Annotated in this window: 13 protein-coding genes; 6 read left to right on the top strand and 7 right to left on the bottom strand. The window is 69.9% G+C overall.

What is annotated here, in order from left to right; translation table 11 throughout:
- Positions 1 to 61 precede the first annotated feature (61 nt).
- On the bottom strand, positions 62 to 436 hold the full coding sequence (locus tag KIK09_RS18535) for an ester cyclase (protein ID WP_214320449.1): 375 nt from the start codon (positions 434 to 436) through the stop codon (positions 62 to 64).
- An 87-nt stretch (positions 437 to 523) separates the two neighbouring features.
- On the opposite strand from KIK09_RS18535, the gene KIK09_RS18530 reads away from it, so the two are divergent.
- A complete protein-coding gene (locus tag KIK09_RS18530; protein ID WP_214320448.1) occupies positions 524 to 982 on the top strand; it encodes a MarR family winged helix-turn-helix transcriptional regulator in 459 nt (152 codons plus the stop codon).
- A 545-nt stretch (positions 983 to 1,527) separates the two neighbouring features.
- Here the strand turns inward: KIK09_RS18530 and KIK09_RS18525 are convergent.
- Entirely contained in the window at positions 1,528 to 2,025 is a 498-nt protein-coding gene (locus KIK09_RS18525) for a beta-class carbonic anhydrase (RefSeq protein ID WP_214320447.1), read from the bottom strand.
- 138 nt (positions 2,026 to 2,163) lie between these two features.
- Between KIK09_RS18525 and KIK09_RS18520 the strand changes: the two genes are divergently transcribed.
- On the top strand, positions 2,164 to 2,478 hold the full coding sequence (locus tag KIK09_RS18520) for a hypothetical protein (protein WP_214320446.1): 315 nt from the start codon (positions 2,164 to 2,166) through the stop codon (positions 2,476 to 2,478).
- Positions 2,479 to 2,892: 414 nt separating this feature from the next.
- Here KIK09_RS18520 and KIK09_RS18515 read toward each other — a convergent pair whose 3' ends face one another.
- A complete protein-coding gene (locus KIK09_RS18515; RefSeq protein ID WP_214320445.1) occupies positions 2,893 to 3,456 on the bottom strand; it encodes a thioredoxin family protein in 564 nt (187 codons plus the stop codon).
- Positions 3,457 to 3,498: 42 nt separating this feature from the next.
- Between KIK09_RS18515 and KIK09_RS18510 the strand changes: the two genes are divergently transcribed.
- Positions 3,499 to 3,870 carry a VOC family protein gene (locus KIK09_RS18510; RefSeq protein WP_214320444.1) on the top strand — a complete coding sequence of 124 codons (372 nt, stop codon included), beginning with the start codon at positions 3,499 to 3,501 and terminating at the stop codon, positions 3,868 to 3,870.
- Here KIK09_RS18510 and KIK09_RS18505 read toward each other — a convergent pair.
- Both KIK09_RS18505 and KIK09_RS18500 read right to left on the bottom strand, forming a co-directional pair.
- Entirely contained in the window at positions 3,856 to 6,822 is a 2,967-nt protein-coding gene (locus tag KIK09_RS18505) for a glycoside hydrolase family 3 N-terminal domain-containing protein (RefSeq protein ID WP_214320443.1), read from the bottom strand. The two genes, KIK09_RS18510 and KIK09_RS18505, sit on opposite strands and share 15 nt — an antisense overlap.
- A gap of 486 nt (positions 6,823 to 7,308) precedes the next feature.
- The gene (locus tag KIK09_RS18500; protein ID WP_214320442.1) at positions 7,309 to 8,313 is read right to left on the bottom strand and encodes an aldo/keto reductase; all 1,005 of its coding nucleotides are present in this window, start codon (positions 8,311 to 8,313) and stop codon (positions 7,309 to 7,311) included.
- 56 nt (positions 8,314 to 8,369) lie between these two features.
- Here KIK09_RS18500 and KIK09_RS18495 point away from each other — a divergent pair, with 56 nt between their 5' ends.
- Entirely contained in the window at positions 8,370 to 8,645 is a 276-nt protein-coding gene (locus KIK09_RS18495; protein WP_214320441.1) for a hypothetical protein, read from the top strand.
- Between the two features lie 115 nt (positions 8,646 to 8,760).
- Positions 8,761 to 9,951 (top strand): RNA-guided endonuclease InsQ/TnpB family protein, encoded by a 1,191-nt coding sequence (locus KIK09_RS18490; protein ID WP_214320440.1) that lies wholly within the window; start codon positions 8,761 to 8,763, stop codon positions 9,949 to 9,951.
- A 39-nt stretch (positions 9,952 to 9,990) separates the two neighbouring features.
- Here the strand turns inward: KIK09_RS18490 and KIK09_RS18485 are convergent, their stop codons facing one another.
- A complete protein-coding gene (locus KIK09_RS18485; RefSeq protein ID WP_214320439.1) occupies positions 9,991 to 10,782 on the bottom strand; it encodes a scabin-related ADP-ribosyltransferase in 792 nt (263 codons plus the stop codon).
- 298 nt (positions 10,783 to 11,080) lie between these two features.
- A complete protein-coding gene (locus KIK09_RS18480) occupies positions 11,081 to 11,542 on the bottom strand; it encodes an SRPBCC family protein (protein ID WP_214320438.1) in 462 nt (153 codons plus the stop codon).
- 147 nt (positions 11,543 to 11,689) lie between these two features.
- Between KIK09_RS18480 and KIK09_RS18475 the strand changes: the two genes are divergently transcribed.
- The gene (locus KIK09_RS18475) at positions 11,690 to 12,193 is read left to right on the top strand and encodes a hypothetical protein (protein WP_214320437.1); all 504 of its coding nucleotides are present in this window, start codon (positions 11,690 to 11,692) and stop codon (positions 12,191 to 12,193) included.
- Positions 12,194 to 12,314: the final 121 nt, after the last annotated feature.

The raw sequence follows: 12,314 nt of genomic DNA, 5'->3' as shown, positions 1-12,314 counted from the left end.
CCCTGGACGGGGCCCAGCCGGAGTGCGGCGACTGGCGGTGGGGTGGCTTGCCGTACGGGGGCTAAGCAGCCCTGAAGAGGGAGCTGACGTCGATGACGGGCACCACCTCCGAGACGCGGCCGTCCTCGAAGCGGAAGAAGACGCAGGCGCGGATCTCCAGCGGCCCGCCCGTGGGGGCGAAGCCGAAGAAGTCGCCCTGGTGCGTGCCGCGCAGGGTCCAGCGGGTGGCGGCGCGGTCGCCGTCCGAGATGACGTCCTCGATGTCGAAACTCAGGTCGGGTACGGCGGAGCGGAGGTACTGCGCGGTCTCCTTGATGGCCTGCGGTCCGGTCGAGCCGCGGCCGCCTTCGAAGGCGGGGGAGACGATCTCGTCGGCCACCTCGAGCCTGTTCTGGTTGAGGATCTCGTCGTAGAAGCGCATGACGATGTCTTTCATCGTGACATCCTTCCGGTAACCTAGTGGCTAGAGAATTGGATCTCTAGTTTTCCTAGACACTTGGCACGCTAAGGAGTTGGCGGCGGGATGTCAAGCCGTGCTGAAGCGATCAACGGGCTGCTCGACGCGCTGCGGCGGGCCAACGTGCTGACCGTGTCCATGAGCCAGGCCGCAGCGGAGCGGATCGGGATCAACACCACCGACCTGCACTGCCTCAACCTGCTGAGCAGCGGCCCGCTGACGGCCAGCGAACTCGCCAGGCAGGCGGGCATCACCACGGCGTCGGTCACGGGCGTGATCGACCGGCTGGAGGCCGTGGGCTACGTCCGCCGCGAACGCGACACCGCCGACCGCCGCAAGGTCGTGGTGTCACTGAACCTGGAACGCACCGCGTCCGACGTGGTGCCGATCTTCGCCCCGCTCATCAAGTCCTGGCGCGCGGCCATGTCGGACTACACGGACGAGGAACTCGACCTGATCAAATCCTTCCTCACCAAAACAGAAACCATCTTCACCACCGAAATCACCAACCTCCGCACCCGCTAACCCCGACCCGCTCCCTGTCTGTCCCCGCGCGTACGCCTCCACGGGCACGCCTCGCGGACGCGCCTCCACGCGTACGCCCCGCGGGCGCGCGTCTGCGGGCGCCGGGTCGGTGGGATGTTGTACGGCGGAGGTCGGCGCCTTGTACGGCGGGCGGCCGGGAACCCCGGTGCCTGCGACAGGAAGGGCTGCGAGGTGGCGGTCAGGCGGGGCCGGGGGACGGGGGTTCCGTGCGGCGTGGCGGTGGGTGACTGTCATCGACTCGCCGGAAGCGCCGCCCGCGGGTCGCCGGCCGAAGTGCGGTGGGCGGCCGGTGGGGCGGCATGCCGTACAGGGTGAGCGTCTTGCCCTGGGGTGTACCGCATGCCTGGGCGAGGTGAGCGTCTTGCCCCTGGGCCGGGTGAAGGTCCTGCCCTGGGATGTACGGCACGCCTGGGCGAGGTGGGCGTCATGCCCTGGGCAGGGTGAAGGTCCTGCCGTGGGATATACGGCACGCGTGGGCGAGGTGAGCGTCCTGCACTGGGCAAGGTGAGGGGGTTGTCTCGGGGTTAGGGGATGGCGATGGGGAGGAGTTTTCCGGTGCGGACGTCGTAGATGGCGCCGGCGATCGGCATGTCCTCGGGGAGGAAGGGGGTGGTGCGGATGCGGGTGAGGTCGTGGCGGAGGGCGGCGTCCTGGTCGGGCACGGTGTGGAACTCCAGGCTGCGGGTGTCCACGCCGCTCTTCTGGGTCAGTTCGTGCACGTCGGCGTCCGTGACCTTGGACATGCCGCAGTCGGTGTGCGGCATGACGAGGACGCGTTCGACGCCCAGCAGGTAGACGGCGAGCACCAGCGTGCGCAGGACGTCGTCGGTGACGCGGGCGCCGGCGTTGCGCAGGATCTTGGCGTCGCCGGGCTTCAGGCCTAGCAGGCCGAGCGGGTCGATGCGGGAGTCCATGCAGGTGACAACGGCCAATCCGCGTGCTGCCCGCCCGGTGAGATGGGAGTCTTCGAACGTTTCCGCATATTTCGCGTTAGCGGTGAGTAGGTCGTCAAACGGACTCATGACATAGATAGTCCCGCATGCCTCATTGGTGGGCTTTCGCGGGGGTGCGACAGGCGGAGTTGTGCCAAGGTCCCACGATCAACGCTCACTTTGCGTGATGATGTCGTAGCCCATGGTATGTGATCGAAGAAGGTTGTCGTGAGTAGGTCCGAATCGCTCGCCTCTTACCTGCGCGCCCAGGCCCGCCGCCGCCTCGACCGGGTGGAGTCCAACGACGACGGCCGCAACGCCAGGGCCGCGCTGGCGCTGCTCGACGCCGCCGCCTACGCCGCCGGCCTGCCCGACGACGACCCGCTCATCCTGCTCCTCGACCGGGCCGGCTGCTACGGGCCGCTCGGCTGCGAGGACTTCGACCCCGGCGACTCCGGCCGCCGCCTCATCCGCGACTGGCCCGGCGGCCAGCCCCACGAACTCCTCCTCGCCATCCCCCACGCCACCACCGCCCACACCTGACCCCTTCCACGTACGGCACGCCACCCCCAAGGCCGCGCCCGTCACGCCACCCCCAAGGCCGCGCCCGTCACGCCACCCCCAAGGCCGCGCCCGTCCGCCACCCCCGAGGCCGCGCCTGTCACGCCACCGCACGGACTCGTACGGCGGGCCCCGCCGTGGTGGCCTACGACGCCCTGTACGGCCGTCGCTGCCATGGCGTTCTGTACGGCGGGTCGTTGCGGGGTTCAAGGCGCGCTCGGGGCTACGTGCGACGGTCGCTGCGATGGCCCGCGGCGCGTACGGCGCGAGGTACGGCGGGGGCGTCAAGGCGGGCCTGCCGTACGGCGGAGGCGTCAAGGCACGCCTGCCGTACGGCAGAGGCGTCAAGATGGGTCTGCCGTACGGCGGAGGCAGGTTGTGGTGTGGGAGAGGGAATCAGGCTGGTGCGTTGCCTGGCTTCCACTTGATGCTGCAGCCGATGGATGGGATCTGGTCGGTGTCGACCGGGGCGCCGGTGAGGAGCGCGTCCACGGCCTGGCGGAGTGACTCGCCGGTGACCGGGGTGTCGTTGCGTGGGCGGGAGGCGTCGAACTGGCCGCGGTAGGCGAGCTTGAGCGCCGAGTCGTACAGGAAGAAGTCCGGCGTGCACGCCGCCCGGTAGGCCTTGGCCACCTCCTGGGTGTCGTCGAGCAGATAGGGGAAGGTGAACCCGGCGCGGACCGCCTGCTCGGCGAGGTGCGTGGCGTCGTCGTCGGGGTAGTTGACGTTGTCGTTGCTGCAGATGCCCACCGCCGACAGGCGCGAGCCGTACTCCGCGACCATGGCCCCGAGCCCGTGCTCGATGTGGCGCACGTAGGGGCAGTGGTTGGACAGGAAGATCACGAGCGTCGCGGGCGAGCCCTTGAGGTCCGTCAGGGAGACGCTCCCGCCGTCGATGGCTGTGAGATCGAAGTGCGGAGCGGGAGTACCGAGAGGGACCATGAACGAGTTGGCAGCCATGACACCATTCTTGCCGCCACGAGCCACGATAAAAGGGGTCCTATGAATGCCATCGCGAGGTATCGCACGACCGTCCTGGATTGCCCTGATCCGCGGGCCTTGGCGGAGTTCTACTCCAAGCTGCTCGGCTGGCCGATCGTCTCGGTGGAGGACGACTGGGTCGTGGTCAGCGACGGCGGGTCGCCCAAGCGGCTGGCCTTCCAGCTGGCCCCCGACCACCAGCCGCCGGACTGGCCGAGCAACGAGCGACCCCAGCAACTGCATCTCGACGTGACCGTGGACGATCTGGACGTGGCCGAGAAGCAGGTGCTGGAGATCGGCGCGGTCAAGCACGAGTACCAGCCGAGCGAGGACGATCAGTTCCGCGTCTTCCTCGACCCGGCCGGTCACCCGTTCTGCCTATGCCGCGACTGACTGGGCCAGCAGGTCCACCGCCTTCCTGAGGTTGCCGGAGGCGAGCTCGTGGTCGGCCAGGGCCTGCAGGTCGGGGCGTTTGCCTCCGGCCTGCGCCAGGTCCCTGGCCACCGAGACGACCGCGTCGTCCTGGGCGTAGGCGTCGGTGTGCGACTTCTCGAGCAGCGACGCGGCCGTGGCCAGCGCGGTGAAGCCGGGGTCGTGCCGGAGCACCGCCGCAGCCGCCTTCGACGGGCCGTCACCGCGGGCGAGGACCGCCCGGGCCGCGGCGAGCCGGTCGCGCGCCGAGTCGGTCCGCAGCCCCCAGCCGTAGGGGAAGAGCGGGTCGTAGGTCCCGTCACCCACGTTGATCGGCAGCTGGGCCTCCGACCTGAACCAGGTGAAGGGCAGCCTGCCGGTGTACGGCACGGCCCCGAACAGCGGGTCGGCCACCCCGGCCCCCTCGGTGCCCGGCAGCCACGAGGCCACCAGCGCCGTGACGCGCGACAGGTCGCCGAGCACCAGCGGGCGCCCCGAGACCACCAGCACCACGCACTTCAGCGCCCCGCACACCCGGTCGACCGCGGCCCTGTCGGCCGCCGACAGGTCGAGCGTGTGGCCGTTCACGCCGACGTCGCCCATGCCCTCCGCGTACGGCTTCTCGCCCACGACCACCACGCCGACGTCGTGACCCGCGGTGGGCGTGGAGGCGTCGGCCGAGTACGTCACGGACGCCGCCCGCGCCCTGATCGCCTGCAGGATCGTGGTGCCCTGCGTGATCGGACCCGAGGAGCCCTGCCAGGTGATCGTCCACCCGCCGGTCTGGTTGCCCAGGTCGTCGGCGTTCGACCCGGCCACGTAGACCTTGGCGGACGGCGCCAGGGGCAGCAGGTGCCCGTCGTTCTTGAGCAGGACCTGCGACTCGGCGGCAGCTGTACGGGCGACCGCGCGGTGCGCCGCGGAGCCCACCTCGCCCGACCGGTCCGCGTAGGGGTGCTCGAACAGCCCCAGGCGGAACTTCTGCGCCAGGATCCTGGACACCGCGTCGTCGATGCGCGAGACGGGCACCCGGCCGGCGGCGACCTCGTCCTTCAGCGTCGACTCGAAGCTCTGGAACGCGTACGGCACCATGATCATGTCGAGCCCGGCGTTGATCGAGGTTCGCACGTCGCTCGGGTAGTCGCCGGGGATCTGGTCGATGGCCTGCCAGTCGCTGATCACGAAACCCTTGAAGCCGAGCCGGCCCTTGAGCACGTCGGTGATGAGCTCCTTGTTCGCGTGCATCTTGGTCGGGCCGACGCTGGAGTAGGAGGGCATGACCGCGCCCACCCCGCGCCTGACCGCCGCCTCGAACGGCGGCAGGTGGATCGCCTCCAGCTCCGCCCTGCTGCCCGTGAAGACGCCCTGGTCGATCTTGTAGTCGCCGGTGGTCGAGGTGCCGTAGGTGGTGCCGCCGTCGCCCACGTAGTGCTTGGCCGTGGCCAGCACCCCCTGGCTCTGCAGCCCGTCGATGATCGTCGTCATCCGGGAGACCAGCGCCGGGTCCTCGCCGAAGGACTCGTAGGCCCGGCCCCAGCGGTCGTCGCGCGACACGCACACGCACGGCGCGAAGGCCCACGGGACGCCGGTGGCCTTGACCTCGGCCGCGGTGATCCTTCCGGATTTCTCGACCAGGTCCGGGTCGCGCGTGGCGCCCATCCCGACGTTGTGCGGGAAGATCGTCGCGCCGTAGACGTTGTTGTGGCCGTGGACCGCGTCCACGCCGTAGATCAGCGGGATCTGCAGGCGCGTCTGCCGGGTTCTGAGCTGGAAGGCGTCCACCATGTCGGCCCAGCCCTTGGGCGTGTTCGCGGCCGGGGTCGATCCGCCTCCCGACAGCAGCGACCCCAGCAGGTAGGTGGCGATGTCGCCCTGCTTGCCCAGCGCCTGGCGCTCGGCCTGGGTCATCTGCCCGATCTTCTCCTCGAGTGTCATCCGCTTGAGCAGATCCGCCACCCGATCCTTGATCGGCATTTTTCGCGACAGGTACGGCAGGCCATGCGCGTTGATCACGACCACTGGGGCCTCCTGCGGCGGGCGGGTCCCGGCTCCCGACAGCTCGATCGGGATCGTCTCGGCCGTCTCGGCCGCGCCGTCACCCAGGGTCTGGATCGTGCCGGTCTTCGTGGCTCCCGAGGCGGTCCCGGCCGGGAACGTCAGCGTGCCCTGGGCGGGGGTGTAGTCCTGTCCGGGGGTGGCGGTCCCCGTTCCCGTCCGATAGTCCACGGCGAGGTCGGCAGGCAGCGGCTTTCCGTCGAACGTGGTCACCGTCACGCCCACCCGGGCGGATCCGGCCTCGTCCACCGGGTAGACGGGCGCGTCGGTGCTCAGCCTGACGGGTCTCGGCGGTGCCGTGCCGTACACCTGGACGTCGTCCCAGAGCAGGGTGCCCGAGGTGGTCGGCAGGCGCATCGCGTAGCCCCACATCGCGACCAGGTCCAGCTCGCCGTCGGTGGGCGCGCCGCCCGGCTGGTAGTCGGTGCGGCGGGTGAACTCCGTGAACGGCACCTTGATCTGCCGCCAGCTCGCCGAGGTGTCGGTGAACGACGACTCGAACAGCTCCGAGCTGCCCGCCCCCGCGCCGCCGTCCTTGATCTCGAACGCGACCTTCTGTCCTGACGCGGTCCCCTTCACCCAGAACGAGAATCCCTCGTACGGTGACCAGTCCTGAGCCGTGGTCAGGTCGTGCGACCAGCCGCCCCACTGGGAGACGTGGTAGTCCACCTTCAGCACCCGCCCACCCCGCTCGGTGTCGGCCTGCACGGCCAGCGCCGGTGTGGACGGCCCATCGTTCCCCCAGGCGAACACGCCGGGCGGCAGCCCGTCGCCCTCGAAGTCCGTGATCGTCAGCGGGGGTCCGGCCTCGGCCCGGGCCGGTGGTGCGACGAGGAGCGCGGCTACGAGCGTGAGCGCCGCGCATAAGCGAGTACGCACAGAACCTCCAGTGTCGGCGAGAGAGCGCTCTCTCACCGACCCAACCACAACTCCCACCCCCCGACGACCCCCATCCCCCGAGACGTGTACGTCGGCGCGCTCTTACGGCGCCCCGCGTGGCATGCGCCCACCCGCGCTTCTCGTGCGGTGATGGGCAGAGGGCGCGCCTCAGGTCGAGCGTCCGTGAACGTGGCGCGGTCCGGGGCCCGCGCCACGCCTCCGCGCGCCGGGTCGGTGGGGTGGTGTGCGGTGAAGGTCGGTGCGCTCTTACGGCGCGCGACGCGGAACAGCCCCGCCCGGGCCCGCACCGCACACCCCGCGACCGGTCGAGGCCTCGCCTCCCGCGCCGGGTCGGTGGGGTGGTGTGCGGTGGAGGGCGGCGCGCTGTTACGGCGCGCAGCGTGGCATGCGCGCGTGCTTCTCGTGCGGTGATGGGCAGAGGGTGCGCCCCAGGGCGAGCGTGTGTGGGCGTGGCGTGGTGCGGGGTTAGCCGGCGTAGCCTTCGGTGCCTGCTGTGTTGAGGTGGGATCTCTGGGTGGGGGTGAGGTCGAGGTCGACGGCGGCGAGGCTCTCCTCGAGTTGGGCCACCGAGGAGGCGCCCACCAGGGGGATCATCGGCACGTCGCCGCCCATCAGCCAGGCGAGAACCACCTGGTTCACCGTCGCCCCTGTCTCCCGGGCCACCTCGCGCAGCGCGGCCAGCCGGGCGGGGTTGCCCGGGTGGTCGAAGTCCACGCCCAGCGGCTTGTCCTGCCGTACGTAGGCACCGCCGAGCAGCGGAGAGTAGGTCACCAGGGCCAGCGAGGGATTCTCCCGCACGTAGCTGAGCAGGTCGCCGCCCGTCACGCCGACGTTCCCGTCGGGGGAGCGGAGCGTGGGCAGGTCGGTGCGCGGGCGCAGGTAGCTGTGGTGGTACTGGAGCACCTCGTAGCCGGGGAGCCCGGCCTGCGCGGCCAGGTTCCTGGCCCGCTCGACCCGCCACGCCCAGTGGTTGCTGGCCCCGAGCAGACCGGCGCCGCCCGAGGCGACCAGTTCGGCGAGCGCCTCCACGGTCTCGCCGAGCGGCGCCGACGGGTCCTCGACGTGGGTGTAGAGCAGGTCGAGCCGGTCCACGCCCAGCCGTTCCCTGCTGCGCTCGGACTCCTCCCTGATCACCTTGGCCGACAGTCCTTCGATCTCCCGCGAGCGCTGCCTGGCGGGCGCCAGCGGACGCCCGCCGAGCTTGGTGGCGATCACGACCTCGTCGCCGATGCCCCGGCTGCGCCGCCACCGGCCGAGCAGCGTCTCGCTCTCGCCGCCCTGCGTGCCGTTCACCCAGAAGGCGTAGTTGTTGGCGGTGTCGATGAAGCTTCCCCCGGCTTCGACGTACCGGTCGAGAATCGCGTACGAGGTCGCCTCGTCCGTGGCGGTGCCGAACAGCATGGCGCCCAGGCTCAGCACGCTCACCCTGCGCTGCGTGCGCGGGTCCGTCCCCAAGATCCGATATCGCATGGGCCCGAGTCTGCCCGCTGGACCGCACTCCAGGTCAACCCGGTAGTGTCGAGGCCATGGCAGGGGGGATCAACGTCTCGTACCAGGACCTTCACGACGCCCGCGACGAGCTGATCAGGATCGGCCAGTCGCTGCACGGGCACGTCAGTGCGTTCGAGCAACTCGACCCGTGGGGTGAGCTGGACACGCTCGTCGGTTCGCTCTACAGGTCGGTCACGCAGGATGCGCTCGACACCTACGCCTCGCGCGCCGCCACGATGCGGGACGACGGCCTGCGGGTGGGCAGGATGTCCACCACGCATCGCGACGCCGACGACGCCAGCGCGATCTGAGTCACCAGACGCCTCCAGCGTGGAGGCCCCGTCCTTGAGGGCGGGGAGGAAGCGCGGAACGGTCGGATGCTTTGGTCTTCCGGTTTTGTCGGTGCCGGTCGGTAGGTTGCTGGGCGTGTCCCGCTACCGGCTGCAGCCCGCGCCTGTTCAAGAGGCGGCGCTGTTGGAGCATTGCGGGCACGCCCGATATGTGTGGAATCTCGCGGTTGAGCAGCACCAGCATTGGAAGCCGGGACGTAAGAGCGCGCCGGGGTTCGCTGAGCAGTGCCGTCAGCTGACTCTGGCGCGGGCGGGGTTCGCGTGGCTTCGGGCAGGGTCGATCGTGGTGCAGCAGCAGGCGTTGAAGGACTTCGCCCAAGCCATGGCCAACTTCTTCGGCGGCACCCACCGGCGCCCGACCTGGCGCAGCCGCGGCCAGGGCGAGGGGTTCCGGATCGTCGCGGTCAAGGCGGGTGACGTGCGCTGTCTGTCCCGCCACGTGGGCGAGGTGAAGATCCCGAAGGTGGGGTGGGTGCGGTTTCGCTGGTCGCGTGCCGTACCGGACGCAGTGAAGTCCTACCGGGTCACCCGCGACCGTGCAGGGCGCTGGCATGTGGCCTTCGCCGCCATCCCTGAAGCGATCCCCGCACCGGGCACGGGCCAGATGGTGGGCGTGGACCGGGGCGTGGCCGTGTCGGCTGCGCTGTCCACCGGCGAGAGGCTGAAGGCGCCGGGTCTTCGCGGGAGCGATAGGCGCCGCCTGTTGCTGTTGTTGCGCAGGATGGCCCGGGCCGGACGCGGCTCCAATCGGCGCGTCAAGGTCAAGGCGGCGATCGCGAAGCTGAAGGCGCGTGAGGTGGATCGGCGCAGGGACTGGGTGGAGAAGACCTCCACCGACCTGGCCCGCCGTTTCGACGTGATAGTCGTCGAGGACCTGAAGATCCGCCGTATGACCAGGTCGGCGAAGGGCACTATCGAGCGGCCAGGCAGCAACGTGGGTGCCAAGGCCGGGCTCAACCGCGGCATCCTCGCCGCGGCGTGGGGACAGCTCGTCCAGCGGCTGGAGGACAAAGCCCCCGGCCGGATCGTCAAGGTCAATCCCGCGTACACGAGCCGGCGGTGCTCGGCGTGCGGGATCGTGGATGCGAAGGCGCGTGAGAGCCAAGCCGTCTTCGCCTGCCGGTCCTGCGGATACGCCTGCAACGCTGACGTGAACGCGGCTCGCAATATCGAACACGCGGCAGGGCATGCCGTGTCTGCGCGGGAAGGGCCACGGGTTGCCGGGCCGGTGCACCGCGAACCTCGACCTGTCCTCCTCTCAGCGTGAGATGGGTTGGAATCCCCCGCCTCCGGGCGGGGGAGGATGTCAAGGCCGGAAGTGCGGGTTGGCGATGTACTCGCCGAACTGCCCGGTCTCCGGATCGTAGGGCCGGGCGCCCCGGATGAAGCGCCCCTCGATGCCGCCGGGGAAGGCGACCTCCCGCTGATGGGCCGTCCGCAGCGCGCTGCCCATGGTCTTCTCCAGGTCGATCCCGCCCGGCGCGTCCACGTCGTAGAGGTACTTGGTGGGGAAGATGTCCATCGGATTGTCGAGCCTGGTGGTGCTGACGAACGCCGACTCCTCGAACCGCAGGTGCGACTCCAGGTCGGTGTTGGCCGGATTGCGGGGATGGAAGCCTGGCCCGAACACCTCATCCGGCGCGCGGTCGTCGGCCCGCCGCAGGATGAGCCGGTCGCTGCGGTAGATGGGCTTCGGGGTGATGGCCCGCACGTTGACCGACCTGTTGGCCGCCGCCCGCAGCGGATCCGGCTTGACGCCCAGCCGGGCCTTGCTGCGCGCCAGCAACTCGGCCGCCTTCTCGAACGGTGCCACGACCAGCCGCTTGAGCATCCCCACGATCCGCCGCAGCGTCTGCCGCATGGCCACGCGCGTCACCAGGACCGACATCGGCAGCGAGGCCAGTGACGCCCCCATCGACACCGCCGACGCGCTCAGGGCTCTGGCGATCCGTACGGCCAGCCGTACCAGCGCGGCGATGATGCCGACCTTCCACGCCAGCACCAGCGCCCCGCCCACGACGCACGCGCCGCCGATCAGCAGCGCCACCCTGGCGTGATCCCCGCCGTCCTCGGCGGACACGGCCATGCTCTCGCGCATCGCCGCCACATCCGCCCCGTCGTTACGCGCGAACACCCGCCCCGCGGCGTCCCCCGCATCCGTGTGGTGCTGATGGAGTGTTCCACCCAAGGAGACCCAGTGCCACCCCGAAGTGCCCAGCCTGTCCTCATTCACGGCCGGCCACTCGTAGCCGGTCATACTCATCGCAACGGTAAGTTGCCTAGGCAGTTGCAGACTCATCCCCCGACAGGCACCCCATTCATCACTTGGAGCACTACAGCCTAACGAACCACCTAAGTCACCCTATAGCTGGAAATGCTGTACGGCGGGCCGCGCCTCAGCCCCGAGACGCGGCCTCGGTCAGCTCCTTGATGTGCCGATTGCGCAGCAGGATGAGCCGGGCCATGTACCGCCGCAGCACCAGAACCTCCGCGAGCGCCCCCGCCGGCCCGAACGGCGCCGAGAACTCGACCACGTCCCGCATGACCGTGCCCCCGCCGGCCGCCTCGAAGTGGTGCTCGTGATACCAGCGCCGGAACGGCCCGGCCACCTGCTCGTCCACGAACGAGACCGGCCTGTCGTGCCCGCTGATCGTGGAGGTCAGCCGCCACCTCACCCCGAAATGCCGCGCCACCCACGTCACCTGATCGCCCAGCGCCAGCATCCCCTCGGTGACCCCCGCCACGGCCCGCTCACCCGAGGCATGCATCGACGACGTATGCACCTCGACGGACAGCGACGCGTCAAAGACCAACTCCCGCGGCGCCCGAATCTCCGTGACAACCTCGAACCGAGACATGCGCCAGATCCTAGGCACCCCCATCACACCCGGCCGCGGCAACGTCTCCGAGAACCTGGTCCCGCCAGGCGTTCGCCTGATCCAAGATCCGCTCGCCGCGTTCCCCGGCTTGCCGTCGTCGAGATCTCCTGTGGAACGCTGGCCGGTATGAACACCGATGCGTCGGCTGTCTCCGAGCGACTCGACCGCATCCGCGCTCTGCTGGCCGGTTTGACAGGTCCCCTCGGTAACGGCGAGATGCGCGCCTGGACGAACCTCGGTGATGCGCAAAGCATGCCGCTTGAGGTGTTCCGCCTGATGGGCGACCTGGGTTTGTTCGAGCGCTGGTACCCCGATGTGCCCGTCGACGTCCCGGATACCCCTGACGAACTCAGCAGCCGCCTCGGCGAGATCGACCAAGCCGGGGCGCTGCGTCGGCTGGTCAGCATCGCCTCGACCACGCTGGCCTACCACTCGCGTGGGCGCTACGACGAGGCCAAAGCCAGGCAGGTGTTCGGCTCGCTGCTCCGCCTGCTTGGACATGGGACCCACTGGTGGACCAACACCGACCTCACCAGTTGGAACCCCGTGACGCGACATGTCTTCGACGCGGTCGTGATCGGGGTCGGTAACGGGGTGATCGTCACTGTTCTCGCGTTCGACGAAGACTGAACCAAGCCAGGCAGGCTGGAAGGCGAGCCGGTGACGGGGCGGGCTCGGGGATCTGAGCTACGCCTGCTGCCCGCCTTGGCGCGGGTGCAGGGGTGCACCCCTGCCAAGGGGGTGTGGGGGA

This window comes from Nonomuraea sediminis (assembly GCF_018531495.1).
Classification (GTDB): Bacteria; Actinomycetota; Actinomycetes; order Streptosporangiales; family Streptosporangiaceae; genus Nonomuraea; species Nonomuraea sediminis.
The sequence above is the reverse complement of the archived record's forward strand: the minus strand, read 5'-3'. Positions and strand labels throughout refer to the sequence as shown.